The organism is Parapedobacter sp. ISTM3, assembly GCF_016533505.1.
In the GTDB taxonomy this organism is placed as follows: Bacteria; Bacteroidota; Bacteroidia; order Sphingobacteriales; family Sphingobacteriaceae; genus Parapedobacter; species Parapedobacter luteus.
Genome location: NZ_JAENGN010000027.1, coordinates 1 through 13,903, shown reverse-complemented (window position 1 = coordinate 13,903; position 13,903 = coordinate 1). Strand labels below are relative to the sequence as shown.

Annotated in this window: 14 protein-coding genes and 1 tRNA gene; 2 read left to right on the top strand and 13 right to left on the bottom strand. The window is 48.7% G+C overall.

Translation table 11 applies throughout. The features are described from left to right. Nucleotides 1-206: 206 nt before the first annotated feature. The 6 genes from JHJ32_RS21795 to JHJ32_RS21770 all read right to left on the bottom strand — a co-directional run bounded on the left by JHJ32_RS21795 (nt 207) and on the right by JHJ32_RS21770 (nt 7,340). A complete protein-coding gene (locus tag JHJ32_RS21795) occupies nt 207-1,232 on the bottom strand; it encodes a hemin-degrading factor (protein ID WP_200122680.1) in 1,026 nt (341 codons plus the stop codon). Between the two features lie 11 nt (nt 1,233-1,243). Further along, entirely contained in the window at nt 1,244-2,035 is a 792-nt protein-coding gene (locus JHJ32_RS21790; protein ID WP_200122678.1) for a heme ABC transporter ATP-binding protein, read from the bottom strand. Nucleotides 2,036-2,108: 73 nt separating this feature from the next. After that, nucleotides 2,109-3,158, bottom strand: a complete 1,050-nt coding sequence (locus tag JHJ32_RS21785; protein WP_200122676.1) for an iron ABC transporter permease — start codon at nt 3,156-3,158, stop codon at nt 2,109-2,111. 12 nt (nt 3,159-3,170) lie between these two features. Continuing rightward, nucleotides 3,171-4,037: a hemin ABC transporter substrate-binding protein gene (locus JHJ32_RS21780; RefSeq protein WP_200122675.1), complete on the bottom strand. Its 867-nt coding sequence runs from the start codon at nt 4,035-4,037 to the stop codon at nt 3,171-3,173. 91 nt (nt 4,038-4,128) lie between these two features. Beyond that, complete coding sequence (locus tag JHJ32_RS21775; protein ID WP_200122673.1) at nt 4,129-5,232, bottom strand: HmuY family protein; 1,104 nt, start codon at nt 5,230-5,232, stop codon at nt 4,129-4,131. Between the two features lie 41 nt (nt 5,233-5,273). Next, entirely contained in the window at nt 5,274-7,340 is a 2,067-nt protein-coding gene (locus tag JHJ32_RS21770) for a TonB-dependent siderophore receptor (RefSeq protein ID WP_233632801.1), read from the bottom strand. Nucleotides 7,341-7,492: 152 nt separating this feature from the next. Here JHJ32_RS21770 and JHJ32_RS21765 point away from each other — a divergent pair, with 152 nt between their 5' ends. Continuing rightward, nucleotides 7,493-8,227, top strand: a complete 735-nt coding sequence (locus JHJ32_RS21765) for a copper homeostasis protein CutC (protein ID WP_200122671.1) — start codon at nt 7,493-7,495, stop codon at nt 8,225-8,227. Nucleotides 8,228-8,238: 11 nt separating this feature from the next. Here the strand turns inward: JHJ32_RS21765 and JHJ32_RS21760 are convergent, their stop codons facing one another. Together JHJ32_RS21760 and JHJ32_RS21755 are read right to left on the bottom strand one after the other, a co-directional pair. After that, entirely contained in the window at nt 8,239-8,421 is a 183-nt protein-coding gene (locus JHJ32_RS21760) for a spore protein (RefSeq protein ID WP_079717711.1), read from the bottom strand. Between the two features lie 30 nt (nt 8,422-8,451). Further along, nucleotides 8,452-8,522: transfer RNA gene (locus JHJ32_RS21755), tRNA-Cys, on the bottom strand. A gap of 237 nt (nt 8,523-8,759) precedes the next feature. Between JHJ32_RS21755 and JHJ32_RS21750 the strand changes: the two genes are divergently transcribed. Then, nucleotides 8,760-9,431, top strand: a complete 672-nt coding sequence (locus JHJ32_RS21750; RefSeq protein ID WP_079717712.1) for an outer membrane beta-barrel protein — start codon at nt 8,760-8,762, stop codon at nt 9,429-9,431. Nucleotides 9,432-9,513: 82 nt separating this feature from the next. Here JHJ32_RS21750 and rpsJ read toward each other — a convergent pair whose 3' ends face one another. The 5 genes from rpsJ to JHJ32_RS21725 all read right to left on the bottom strand — a co-directional run bounded on the left by rpsJ (nt 9,514) and on the right by JHJ32_RS21725 (nt 13,817). Further along, the gene (gene rpsJ, locus JHJ32_RS21745) at nt 9,514-9,819 is read right to left on the bottom strand and encodes a 30S ribosomal protein S10 (RefSeq protein WP_079717713.1); all 306 of its coding nucleotides are present in this window, start codon (nt 9,817-9,819) and stop codon (nt 9,514-9,516) included. A 61-nt stretch (nt 9,820-9,880) separates the two neighbouring features. Next, on the bottom strand, nt 9,881-11,995 hold the full coding sequence (fusA, locus tag JHJ32_RS21740) for an elongation factor G (RefSeq protein WP_200122669.1): 2,115 nt from the start codon (nt 11,993-11,995) through the stop codon (nt 9,881-9,883). Nucleotides 11,996-12,099: 104 nt separating this feature from the next. Then, a complete protein-coding gene (gene rpsG, locus JHJ32_RS21735) occupies nt 12,100-12,567 on the bottom strand; it encodes a 30S ribosomal protein S7 (protein ID WP_079717715.1) in 468 nt (155 codons plus the stop codon). 19 nt (nt 12,568-12,586) lie between these two features. After that, entirely contained in the window at nt 12,587-13,000 is a 414-nt protein-coding gene (gene rpsL / locus JHJ32_RS21730) for a 30S ribosomal protein S12 (protein ID WP_079717716.1), read from the bottom strand. 121 nt (nt 13,001-13,121) lie between these two features. Continuing rightward, complete coding sequence (locus JHJ32_RS21725) at nt 13,122-13,817, bottom strand: hypothetical protein (protein WP_079717717.1); 696 nt, start codon at nt 13,815-13,817, stop codon at nt 13,122-13,124. Nucleotides 13,818-13,903 lie beyond the last annotated feature (86 nt).

The following is a 13,903-nucleotide window of genomic DNA, read 5'->3' as shown; positions in this document are numbered from 1 at the left end:
TCAAGGGCATTATGTAATGCGTTGGTTATTAGTGTTATATTTTTGAAATAATAGCTTTGTGGAATTTGTGGCGACTGTGGGCGGCTGTGCTGCGGGCGGGTTAATGAAGCACGGTGAGGTAGGCTAACAATAGTTTATTGAAAGCTGACGTAAGCGAAGTTGGAGAAATACTGCAGGGAAGTATTACCCAACTTCGCTGTTTATGGTTATTGCATGACGGCGTAGTCTGTTACGACCTGCCGCCAGTCTTCACGTTCCGGGATGCGCGGTTTGCGCTTGCCGAAAAATTGGACGACGATGTTACCATCGGTATCAAATGCCTCAAGGCTGGTGACAATTCCGTCTTCTGTCGGTTTTCTGACCAGCCATACGCTTTCGATGCCATCTTCGCGTAGATGCATGTTGAACTCCGGATCCAGTACATTAAACCAGGGACCGGTCTGCAGTAATTTTTTTACTTTTCCGGTATGGATTTGGATACAGCCACGGCTGCCAATGAATACCATAATGTCCAAGTCGCGCTCGGATACCCCTTCGAGTATGCGTTTCAGCGACGCTGTCGTAATTTGCGTGGCATGATTTTCGGGTGCTAAGCGCATGGCCTGACGCCGAGTTACACCGAAATCACGCAAAAGGCCAAAGAAATGGTGGGTGTCCTTCAAATCCAGCCAAGCCTGCCGGAAGCCAGCGATATCGACTTCGCTATCGGGACGCTCCACTACCGATTTGTCGATGGCGGTGGTTTGCAGTGTTGCATTCTGGATGGGGGCCTTGTATTTGGCTACCAAAGCTTCATAAGCCTGCGTATCACTTTGTTCAGTGAGATAGATTTTATGCACGGCTTCGCCGTCCTTATCAAAGAACTGAAGGCTTCGGCGATCACCCTCCTGCACCGCGAAGCCGAAATGCCAGGCATTCATGAACAACCGGAGGTCGATATCCGGATTGACCACAAGGCCGACATGTCCGTTAAACGTGGCTTTGGTATAAACGCCCTTGCGTTCGTGCACGGCATGGTCATTGCGTGTAAGTGCCATGACGTTTCCCAGCGTGCTGACTTCTTTTAGGATTGCTTCAAAGTCCGGTTTTAGCGCGATGTTGTGGTCGCCGGTAGCGACTAAGTCGGCTTCCGAAACGCCTAATTGTTTAGCGGCATCACGGATGCGTACTTTAGGGTTTTCCGCTTTGAACGATTGATATTGCTCTTTGAGTGAAATGATTGTGTTTTCCATGCTCATTGTATTTATACGTGTTCGGATACCATCACAGCGGGGATAACTAACGGGCAATTGAACGCATCGTCATGCAGCAACCGCACCTGAATGTTGAAGGCTTGATGGATGTTTTCTTGGGTAATCACGTCCCGCGGGTGACCAAAAGCGATTCGTTTCCCCTTTTTTAAAATCAATATGTTGTCTGCGTACCGTGCTGCAAAATTAATGTCATGCAAAATGCTTACCACACAGTATCCCCGGTTGGCCAGGCTTCGGGCCAGAACTAAAATTTGCTGCTGGTAAAGCAGATCGAGTCCATTGGTAGGCTCATCGAGAAAAAGTATACCTTCGGGCTGATCATAAATTTGAGCAATGACGCGGGCCAGTTGCACCCGCTGTTGCTCACCGCCTGACAGGGTATTATAATCGCGGTTTGCGAACTCACTGATGCCGGTTTCATCCATGACGGCTTTTACGATACGGAGATCATCATCCTGCGGCTGGTTGTCGAAATGTGGGTACCGGCCCATCATAACGAGTTCATGTACTTTAAAAGACAAGGATAATGTATTACTTTGGGCCAGTACGGAACGGAATTTCGCTAAATTCGCTAATTTATACTCTCCAATTGGCTGCTTGCGGATAAGGATTTCGCCTGCTGGGGCCTGTATCTCTTTGCACAGCAATTTTAATAACGTGCTCTTGCCAGCGCCGTTGGCCCCGATGATAGCCAAGAGTTCCCCGGGCCGGACATGAAAGCTTATCCCGTCAACCAATTTTGCGGATCCCGCCGAGTAGTGAATGTCTTTGACTTCAATCATTTGCCAAAAATCAAGTTAAAATTAATAATTTCAGCCATATGTCAACAATCGTACGTTGAAAATGTGCAATTTATTACTTGCCGAGACCTCGCCTTCGCCGTTCTGCCAAAATGATGTAGATAAATACCGGCGAACCAATGATTGCGGTAAGTATACCGATGGGTAGTTCCGCCGGGGCGAAAATAGTGCGTGCGATAACATCGGCTAAGACCAGTACCGCGGCGCCCAGCAACGCAGCGCCTGGCACAACCAAACGGTGGTCCGCCGAAAATGCCATTCGCAGGATATGCGGGATAACCAAGCCGATAAATCCGATCATGCCGGACACGGCTACGGAGGCACCTACACCCAAAGTCGCCAAGACGATGATGAATTTTTTGAGCAGGCTTACATGGATGCCCATATGTCCAGCTTGTGATTCGCCAAGAGCCAGGGCATTCAGTGCCTTACAGAAAAAAGGGAGCGCCGCGAGCGACACGGATACGAAAGGCAGGATGCCCGTCACCGTTTTCCAGCTGGCGCCGCCCAGGCTTCCTAATGTCCAGAAAGTGATGTTGCGCAACTGTTCATCCGTAGACATGTAGGTGAGCAAGCCGGTAAACGAACCGGCCAATGCATTGATTGCGATGCCTGCCAATAGTAACGTCGTGATATCAGCCTTTCCGTTGCCTACCGCCAAACGGTACACAGCAAAAGTCGTTATACATGCCCCGATGAAGGCGGCGATGGCCAACGCATGGTAGCCGAATGCCGATGTCAGAAAGCTGAAGAAGCGGTGTTCCAGTACAATTATCATCACCGCAAAAAGCGATGCGCCTGAGGAGATACCGATAAGTCCCGGCTCTGCCAACGGATTGCGGAAAAGTCCTTGTAAAGCGGAACCAGCAATGGCCAGTGTGCTTCCGACCAACACGCCCAAAACAACGCGCGGCAGGCGGATATTGAGCAAGACGGCCTCCTGTTGACTGGTGAAATCAATGTGGCTGCTGAATCCCGCTCGATAGGCAATGATGGACCACAATTCCGGGGCGCTTATTTTTACGGCGCCAACACATACGGAAAGCACGCACGCCGCAATCAACAGCACAAAAAGGAAAGTGAGTAGGAGGCTATAATTCTTCACGGCTCCCTCAATTCAATGTATTTTCTCCGCTAATGCTAAAATAGCCTTGCCCAACCGGGGGCCAAAACCAGTGAGAAATTGCCCGTCCATTTCCACTACGTTGCGGTTTTTGCCTGCGTTGGTTTGGCTGATTCCTTGCACTTGCAACAATCCGTCGATGCCGCCAAGGCTGGAGAGGCCGCTGTCGAACAAGAGGATAACGTCGGGGTCGGCGGCTACCAACGCTTCGGCGGTCAACGGTTTGAAATCCCTGAATCCCTGAACGGCATTTTCGCCACCGGCAAGCTTAATCATTTCATCCAGTTGCGTACCTTGGCCTGACACCATCATTGTTCCCGTACCACGGGCATAGATAAATAATACTTTGGGTTTACTTGGTGATTGGGCAACGATGGAATCGGCCTTCGCCAAGTCGCTGTCCAACACGGCAAGGAGCGAATCGCCTCTTGCCGCCTGCCCCATGCTGTCGGCCACAGCCCGGATGAGTTGTTTAGCCCCTTCTATTGAATATTCATGATCAAAAAGCAGGAGCCTGGTGCCCGTGGCATGGATCTGTTCAGCCACCTCCGGTTTTACCATGTCGGTGACACCCAGTACCAGATCGGCACCTAAGGCAAGGACGCCCTCCGCAGCGATATCACGGTTATGTCCAATCTTGGGCTTTTGCTGCAAGCTGGCGGGATAGGTGCTGGCTACATCCACGCCAACGATATGGTCTTCAAAACCCAGGGCTACGAGGGTCTCCGACAACGTGCCATTGGTGGACACGATCTTCGTTGAATCGGTGATGACGCCTCCATTCGGCGTGGATACGTTACAGGAGCCAAAAGCAAGCACCAACAGAAAAGCGAGACCGATAAAAGGAATGTTCTTATTCATATTGTAAATATACGGATTGTGTCCGACTACTCTTTTTATGTGCCAAAAGCAGCCGGATTCCCGGCTGCATGTTAATTAAGATTAAGGCGAATCACCCTTGTTTTACCAGTTGGTATTCCAGCTCCGGATAACCACGTACACCGCCGTCACTTCCCGCACCCATGGCGTTGAAACGCAATTTGTATACATTGCCGGCAGCATCTTTAATGACATAGTACCGATCGACTCGCCTGCCAAGCGGCGAAGGGTCTGTCGGTGACTGAGAAGTGACACGCCAGCTGGAACCAATGGTGTTGCGGGCGCTGCTGAACGAAACACTGCTGATATGGGTTTCTGCAAATTCCTCATAACTTGGTTGGCCTGTGGGAGTGCCTTCCGAATCCTCAAAGATGACCTCCGCGGCGGTCACACCCCCCAGATAATTAATGAAGATAAGGTCAGAAAAACCATAAGGATAAGCAGTAGCTCCCGCTCCGCCGAAATAAATGCTCCAAGTCCACTGGAAGTCCCAGTCCGCTTTCGGCGGTTCTACCGTCACGGGGCCGGTTTCAAAGGAGATATATTTAAAGTTAAAATCACTGTCCTTCTGTACGGTCAACGTTTCAAAGGTAGAAGCATTGAGTTTGGCGTATTGCAAGGTGTAGTCATTACCGGACCGCAGCACGCGCACTTTATATACGTTGTCTTCTGAGATGACTGCACCAAAACTACCTCCGGCAGGGTTTATTACATATACCTTATTGTCAGCGTCGGTGGCGGATATTTCCGAAATTACGGTATGGTTGAGGTCGCCCGTCACGTCATCGATATTGCCGAAGGCGCCGGGCTGCCCTAATGCGATGGCCAGGTCATCCAAATTGATGTCGCTTGCTGATACCGCATTGATGTCTGTTTCATCGACCGCAATAGCTGAAGCGCCGCTGGTGTTGTTAAGGATCACCCGGAATTGGCTGCCACCGTAAAATCCAAGATTCCAGCTGGCCCGCTTTGCCGAATCCTGCCTAGCGGCACTTAAATCCACGAATACCGTGTTTTGGGCGCCACTGCCTCCGACGCCGCCATTTAAAGTCATTTCGGTCCCTTCGGACGGTGGGATGATCGGATCCGGATTATTATCACGCGAACAAGAGGTAGCTACCGTAGCTATTCCCAGTGCTAGATAAAGGTATTTGAACGTGTTGATTGTTGTTTTCATATCGTTTTAATTTATTGGATATAGAATGAATATGATATGGATTAATTTTTCGACCATTGCATGTGGAGTCCCAGAAAGAATGACCGCCCATAGCCAACCGGAAGCGCGCTGGCAGCCGAACTGTGTGCACCATCACCTACAAGCGACGTGCTTTCGATACGGGTCACGTCAAATAGGTTCCGCACGCCGCCGACAAGTGTGACATAGCGGGTAATGTTTTTATTGAGACTGACATCCGCGTTATGGTAGGAGGCAACAGCTGCCCGACGAGGCATTACCGTTCCGTCGGTTTGTTCAACGGCTTCGTAACTCGGGCGCTTTCCGTTGAATTTGTAGAACAGGCTGATGCCGGCGCCCCATTTGGGGATGTAATACATGATGTTGCTGTTTACTTCGGGCGACCAGGCCATGGGTGGTACGTTGGCCTCCGTTTCGGACAAGCGGTTATACCGGCCGATGTAAGAGAAGCCTATATTGGCTTCCATGTTTTTCCAAAAGATCGCATTTTCCAGCGTGCCTCCTGCCGTACGGTATTTTTCAATGTTGATGTATGTGTTCGCCGAAGGATTTTCGGGATCGACTCCAACCGCGATCTGATCATTGAAATCATTGTAAAATCCTCCCAAGGTACTCGTGATACGCCATGCGCCCCACTTGTTCCCATACCAGCTCACGTACGTGTTGAAGCTATTGGAATATTCGGCTTTTAGGTTTTCATTGCCGGTAATCGAATGGTTAGCGTCGAAGAAGGTAAAATACAGTTCGCGTAATGCAGGTGCCCGGAAGCCCCTGGCGTACGCCGCTCGGATATCGAAAGACTCACTTAACCGAAATTTGGTGTTAAGTGAAGGGATTGCAGGAGGTGCATCGTATACCGAATTTTTGACGAAGCGCAGGCCAGGCCGGATGTTCATCCATCCGGTCGGTTTTATTTCAGACGAGATGAACAGTGCATAGTCATTGATACGCGGATTCCCAGATATCCGCTGCCCGCTGCCGTCATTGCTGTTTATTTCGATTCCTGGCTGGAAAAACACCTTATCCGAAAGCTTATATTGCAATGTGCTTCTGAACACCGCTGAGGTGAACCCGGCAATATCTTGCTCGCCAGCGCCGGTGGTCAGTTCCGATGTCCCGGTGCGGAAATCATGGCGGATGGTTCTTGTGCGCCGCTCATAGTCTTGATAGGACGCTGATCCAGTAAAGCTGAATCGTTCATTGATATTCCACTGTGCCTGCAATACATGGGTGTAACGGCTGGAAAGATAGTTTTTATCTACAGCTCGACCCGTGTTTTGGTTCAGAGGGCCGGGTGTATAGATATCTTCATCGAGATAATCCAGGCGATACCACATATCTAATGCTTCGTTACGATACCCCAAGGTCCCGGAGGCGAGCCATTGGCTCTTCGGGTTCCAATCAAGTGCACGCCCGCTACTGTTGCCTTTCCAGCCACCGAAATTGTTGCGGCTTCCCGAAGCCTGGGCAAGCCACCCTTTATGTTGCCAGTTGACCGTGAGGTTGCCATTATGCATACCTTCGTTTGAGAAAGCTTTGTATTCACTTCCTGCACTTTCTTCCTGCACGCGCGCCGAAATCAACAGGTTATCCGTGGCCAGTCCTTTTTTCGTGATAATGTTGATGACGCCAGCCAAGGCATCGGTGCCATAGATCACGGACATGGGCCCCTCCACGACCTCGATGCGATCGATGTTATTGACGTCAATCTGGCTGAGGCTTTGCTTGGTGGCACCCCGGTCAATCAGCGGAATGCCGTCTACCAACACCTTGACGTTTTGGCCTGACATGCCCATTAATTGGATGTCTGATTCGCCCAATGTGAGGTCGTTGGAAAACCGCATGCCCAATTGGGTGTTTAAGATGTTTTCTACAGAAGTGGCAGCGCGCAATCGAATTTGGTTGTTGTTGATGGTGCGTACTCGGTATACGGAGTTTTTAATGGATTGGGGCTCATATTGGCCGGTTACGACCACTTCATCAAGTGTATTTACCCTCAGCGAATCATTGCTCCATAAGGGGGTGGTTGCTTGCGCACACAGTAGGTATGGTGCAGAAACACAGAACATGCACAGGATTAATCTCTCCATTATTTAGAATACATTTAAATAACAAGGCAAACATATGTGTTATTAAGACTAATTACAAATAATATTGAATTAATCTTTGTGTTTTTATGGGCAACCTTGAATTTTAACGTCAAGCGACATTTTTTTACCTTTGGCACTTAGAACTACTTATCATGGGGAAATCGTACCGGTTGGAAATATGTGCTAACTCTGTGGCTTCTGCGTTAGCAGCACAGGAGGGCGGCGCGGATCGAATAGAGTTTTGTCAAAACCTTGAAATGGGGGGCACTACGCCGTCATCGGGGCAGATTTGGTTGACACGGGCTGCATTGAAGATAGGGTTGCATGTGCTTATCCGGCCCAGGGCGGGAGATTTCCTGTATTCGGATTTGGAGTTTCAGGAAATGAAAGCGGATATTATGTTTTGTAAGGAGGCCAAGTGCGATGGCGTGGTGATTGGACTGCTGGATGTTGAAGGCCGCGTGGATATAGCGCGTACCTCAGAACTGGTCGAATTGGCTCAACCGATGCAGGTGACTTTCCATCGGGCATTTGATGTCAGTCGTGATCCACTTGAGGCCTTGGAAGCCATCATCGCTTGTGGTTGCCGCAGATTGCTCACCTCCGGCATGGAAAATACCGCTTTGGCAGGGGCGGGTTTAATCAAAAAACTTGTGACCCAAGCGGCGGGACGGATTGAAATTATGCCCGGCTCTGGCATCAACGAAACCAATATCGCGCAAATCGCTGGATTGACAGGTGCACAGGCATTCCATTCCTCGGCGAAAGTAGCGATGGTAAGCGGAATGCGGTATACAAATGAAGCGGTGGAGGGGATGGGAGGAACTGTTTGGCTATCCTCAAAAGAAAAAATCCGCCAAATGGCGGATATATTGGAAAGCCTGTAGGGGCAGGCTTGTTATTTCTTTATTTCAGCTTCCAGCTTGGCCAATACCTCATTGTTCTTAACAATTTGGCTATTAGCCGGCATCTTTGAACGGCTGCCGATTTCTAAGTTGCGGCCAAGCTTCAAAAATTGAACCTCGTTCTTCGCTACCACTTTATTCCTTCTATCTTTTCTTTTTAAGCGTGTAACTCCCATTTTCTTTATTTTTTTAACCAGTGTAAAACGAGGTCGGAAGCGGATTCGAACCGCTGTAAAAGGTTTTGCAGACCTCTGCCTAGCCACTCGGCCACCCGACCCTTTTTCTAAAGGACTGCAAAACTAAGATAAATTATTGACAATTGGAAGGATTGTGCACATAATTAATCAGCGTTGTCCGCTATTGCCCATTTGGCGCGTAAGTGTATAATAATCCATACACTTGGGCAGTATGCAATTTTTTTTATTAAATAGTTGTTAATAAGTGTTTTAGTGGATTGCTGGGCAAGCTGGCGCATATCTTGCAACCTCGTCGTTAGTTCGAACAAAAATAATTCATGCAAACTAAGAAAGAAAGGAGAACAACGATGAAAAAGTTAGTATTAGCAATAATGGCGGTGAGTATTTCGGCGGGTGTATTTGCCCAAGGCCAGCCCCTGGGATTTGGTATCAAAGCGGGAGTTAATTTCCCCAAATACCATTGGTCGGGAAATACCAATACATACGAAACGAAAGCAGCGACCAATTTTCATGTCACGGCATTTCTTGATGCCCCGATAGCGACCAACTGGTTCTACATCCAGCCAGGCGTATCGTTGCAGGGGAAAGGTGCCAAATTTGTCGATACCGAGAATTTAGAAGCAACACAAAACACAATGTGGATTGAAGTGCCGGTCAACTTTGTCGCTAAGTTTCCTGTACAAACCGCGGGAAGCTTTTTTCTCGGTGCTGGTCCATATGTAGCGTTTGGTATCTCTGGTAAAAATAAATATGATAATGGTTGGACAACCACCACGCAGGATTTTGAATTTGATAGAGACGGTACCATTAAGGGAACGGACTTTGGTTTTAACTTTATCGGCGGTTTCCAGTTGTCTAATGGGCTGATGATCCATGGCGGCTATGGCCTGGGGATTACCGATCTGCGCGGCTCTAACAATAATTTCTTCACCGGAGACGAGAAGTTGACCAATCGCGTATGGACAGTAGGTTTGGGATTTGCGTTATAAAGGTTGATTAATGAGTAAAGCGCTACCTTAAAGCAAAACGGCCTGCCAATTGGCAGGCCGTTTTGCTTTAAACATGAAATCATTACACTTTGATTTCCACTTCTACACCGCTGGGAAGTTCGAGTTTCATCAATGCATCCACTGTTTTTGAATTGGAGCTGTAAATATCCAACAACCGTTTGTAAGCGCAGAGTTGAAACTGCTCACGAGCCTTTTTGTTCACGTGCGGTGAACGCAAGACGGTGTATACTTTCTTCTCAGTAGGTAAGGGGATAGGACCGCTTACCACAGCGCCCGTAGGTTTTACAGTTCTAACGATTTTCTCGGCAGATTTGTCCACCAAGTTGTAATCGTACGATTTCAATTTGATTCTGATTCGTTGGCTCATGTTATTTAGTTAAAAGTTAAGGCTACCTGTTAGAGCTATTTACAACAGGCAGCCGAGTGTATTAAACGTTTACTTTGCCTTTTGCTTTGGCTATTACTTCGTCCTGGACATTTCGTGGCGCTTCCGCGTAGTGATCGAATTCCATGGTTGAAGTTGCCCGTCCGGAGGTAATGGTACGCAACTGGGTTACATATCCAAACATCTCCGAAAGCGGTACCATCGCTTTGATTACCTGCGAACCGGCACGTGTGTCTATTCCTTGCAACTGGCCGCGTCTACGGTTGAGGTCACCCATTACGTCACCCATATTTTCTTCGGGGGTGAGTACTTCAATTTTCATGATGGGCTCCATCAGTACCGGCTTACATTTAGGCAATGCTTCCCGGAAGGCTGTGCGTGCAGCGATTTCAAACGACAGTGAGTCGGAGTCAACCGGGTGGAAGGAACCGTCAATCAGCCGTACTTTCATGCTTGACAAGGGGTATCCTGCCAATACACCATTTGACATCGATGCCTCAAAGCCCTTTTGTACCGAAGGAATGTATTCTTTCGGAATAGCACCACCGACAATTTCATTAACGAATTGCAATGGCGATTTGGAAATATCCCAATCTTCATCTACCGGAGATATGACGATCTGAATGTCGGCAAATTTACCACGGCCACCGGTTTGCTTCTTGTACACTTCACGGTGCTGTGTCGTGCCTGTGATGGATTCTTTGTAAGCAACCTGCGGCGCACCTTGGTTGACTTCTACCTTAAACTCACGTTTTAAGCGGTCAATTAAGATGTCCAAATGGAGCTCGCCCATACCGGAAATGACGGTCTGGCCGGTTTCCTCATCGGTTTGTACGCGAAATGTCGGATCTTCCTCGGCCAATTTACCCAATGCGATACCCAATTTATCTACGTCGGCCTGCGTTTTGGGTTCGATAGCCAAACCAATTACCGGCTCAGGGAATACCATCGACTCCAACACAATCGGGTGCTTTTCGTCGCATAAGGTATCACCTGTTTTGATGTCTTTAAAGCCTACCACGGCACCAATGTCACCTGCGCTGATATTCGGGATCGGGTTTTGCTTGTTGGCATGCATCTGGAAGATGCGTGAAATCCGCTCTTTGTTGTCTGAGCGCGTATTGTATACATACGAACCAGCCTCCAAATTGCCTGAATAAACCCGGATAAAGCACAAGCGGCCAACAAACGGGTCCGTGGCAATTTTGAAAGCCAAGGCAGCGAAAGGCTCGGCAGAGTCTGGCTTACGCGCAATCTGTTGGTCGGTACGGGGGTCGGTTCCCTTTACAGCCTCTTGATCCAGCGGTGAGGGCAGCAGCTCCATGACCAAGTCCAGCATGGTCTGAACACCCTTGTTTTTGAAGGAAGAACCGCAGACCATGGGCACAATTGAATTGTCGAGTACTGCCTTGCGCAGCGCGTCTAACACTTCCCGTTCGGTAATGGAGTCCGGGTCGTCGAAAAACTTCTCCATCAACGATTCATCGTAGCTGGCTACGGACTCCAACAGTTTTTCGCGCCAATGCGCCACGTCATCCGCCATGTCGTCCGGAATAGGCACTTCCGTAAACGTCATTCCTTTGTCGTGCTCGTTCCAAATAATGCCGCGGTTGTTGATGAGGTCTACTACGCCTTTGAAGTTGTCCTCTGCACCGATAGGCAATTGCAGGGGCACAGCCTCAGCGCCAAGCATTTCTTTCACCTGTTTTACTACATTGAGGAAGTCTGCTCCGGAGCGGTCCATCTTATTGACGAAGCCGATACGGGATACCTTGTAGTTGTCCGCCAGCCGCCAGTTGGTTTCCGATTGCGGTTCCACACCATCGACTGCCGAAAACAGAAATACCAATCCGTCCAGTACGCGGAGCGAACGGTTCACTTCCACGGTAAAGTCTACGTGGCCCGGAGTGTCAATAATGTTTACCTGATACTTATCGCCGCGGTAGTTCCAGAATACGGTTGTAGCCGCAGAGGTAATGGTAATACCACGTTCGGCCTCCTGAACCATCCAGTCCATGGTGGATGCCCCTTCATGCACCTCACCAATTTTGTGATTTACACCGGCGTAATAGAGTATACGCTCCGTGGTAGTGGTTTTACCGGCATCGATGTGCGCAGCAATGCCAATATTTCTTGTGTATTTTAAGTCTCTTGCCATGTTGTTATACTATTGTTTCACTTGTTCACTAAAAAAATCACACCGATTTTGCTGGATGTTTATATTCCTTCAAACCGGTGTAATTTCATAGGCTATCTGCCAAATTAGAACCTGAAGTGTGAGAACGCCTTGTTAGCTTCCGCCATCCGGTGAGTATCTTCCTTTTTCTTCACGGCCGCACCTTCACCTTTTGATGCCGAGATAATTTCAGCTGCCAATTTTTCGTACATGGTTTTTTCACCCCGTTTGCGGGCAAAACTGATTAACCACTTCATCCCTAACGAAATTTTGCGCTCAGGACGCACTTCCGTAGGGACTTGAAAGTTGGCACCACCTACACGACGTGATTTCACTTCTACCGCAGGCATTACATTGTTTAATGCTTTTTTCCAAGTATCCAAGCCGTTTTCATTGGTACGCTTTTCTACCAATTCCATGGATTTGTAGAATATACTGTAGGCAAGTGATTTCTTGCCGTCAATCATCATGTTATTTACAAAACGGGTTACCTGAACATCATTAAACTTCGGATCAGGCAGAATGATTCTTTTCTTTGGTTTTGACTTTCTCATCTTATTGTCCTCCGTTTAATTATTTTTTCTTGCCTTTTGCTGGAGCCGCTGCTGCCTGTCCTGGCTTAGGCCGCTTTGTTCCGTATTTAGAGCGGCGTTGGTTGCGCCCTGCAACACCGGAAGTATCCAATGCACCACGGATAATGTGGTAACGTACACCCGGAAGGTCCTTTACCCGACCACCACGGATTAATACAATGGAGTGTTCTTGCAAGTTGTGACCCTCGCCGGGGATGTACGCGTTCACCTCTTTTCCATTGGTAAGACGCACACGGGCCACCTTCCGCATTGCTGAGTTGGGTTTTTTAGGGGTAGTGGTATACACACGGGTGCATACGCCTCTTCGCTGTGGACAGCTGTCCAACGCTGGGGACTTACTCTTGTCTTCCAGAGCTACTCTACCTTTTCTAACTAATTGTTGAATAGTAGGCATTTACAGTTTTTTAATTTATGCTTTGTCCTAAACTTATTTTAAGGACGGCAAAGGTAGTAAGTTTATTTTTGATTATCAAGGTGTTTGGCGAAAAAATAATGTGTGGGATGCACTATACACGTTAAATTTCTTCAAGAGTCACGTTGATGATAGAATAGTACAGCGTGGTCCGGCCTTCGAAGCCGGAATCCGTGCCGACAATGATCCACAGAACGCCTTGATGGTCGGTCGTGGCGGTAAACTCCCCGGAACGATCGATCAATGTGTAGACGTAATCATCCGTCCCATTCGCAATATCGCCAATGACAATCATGTCGTTGCCATCTGTGCAGCATTGATGAATCTTGTCTATATTCATCCGGTAAAAATTATCGTTATCGGGGGCCGAACGGGGTTCCTTTATCGTAAGCCCAATACCGAGGCCTACCGATTCACCGGGAGCGCCCCCGGCACCTACGCCGCCACTGCGGGCGTTGGAGGCAAGCTGCAGCGAAAATCGACCACGGTACGATGTGTTCGGTTTGAGGCCTTGAACGCGTTTGGTCAGGTACATAAAAAGGTCGTCGCTGCGATTGATTCCCGATGTTCGGTAGCCGGATTTGCTTTCATCCAAAGGAGGGGGCAGCGGGGCAATGCCTTCTTCGAGTTCATAGATTTCGGCATTTGTGCCGCTGTATTCGGAAAAGCCGCCTTGCCAACCGTCTTTGCCATCGGAAAAGTCCGTATGGATCGAGATGGTTTGATCCGTGTCTTCATCTTTTTCACAGGCTGCCAAAAATAACAATGTGGCTGTCGCACTGAAAAACAACCGTCGCATAATCGTCCTCCTCGTTATCGGTTAAACATCCGCTCCAGTTAGGTAAACGGCCAGGGCAGGGGATTGTTTGCAGGGAGCGTGATTTC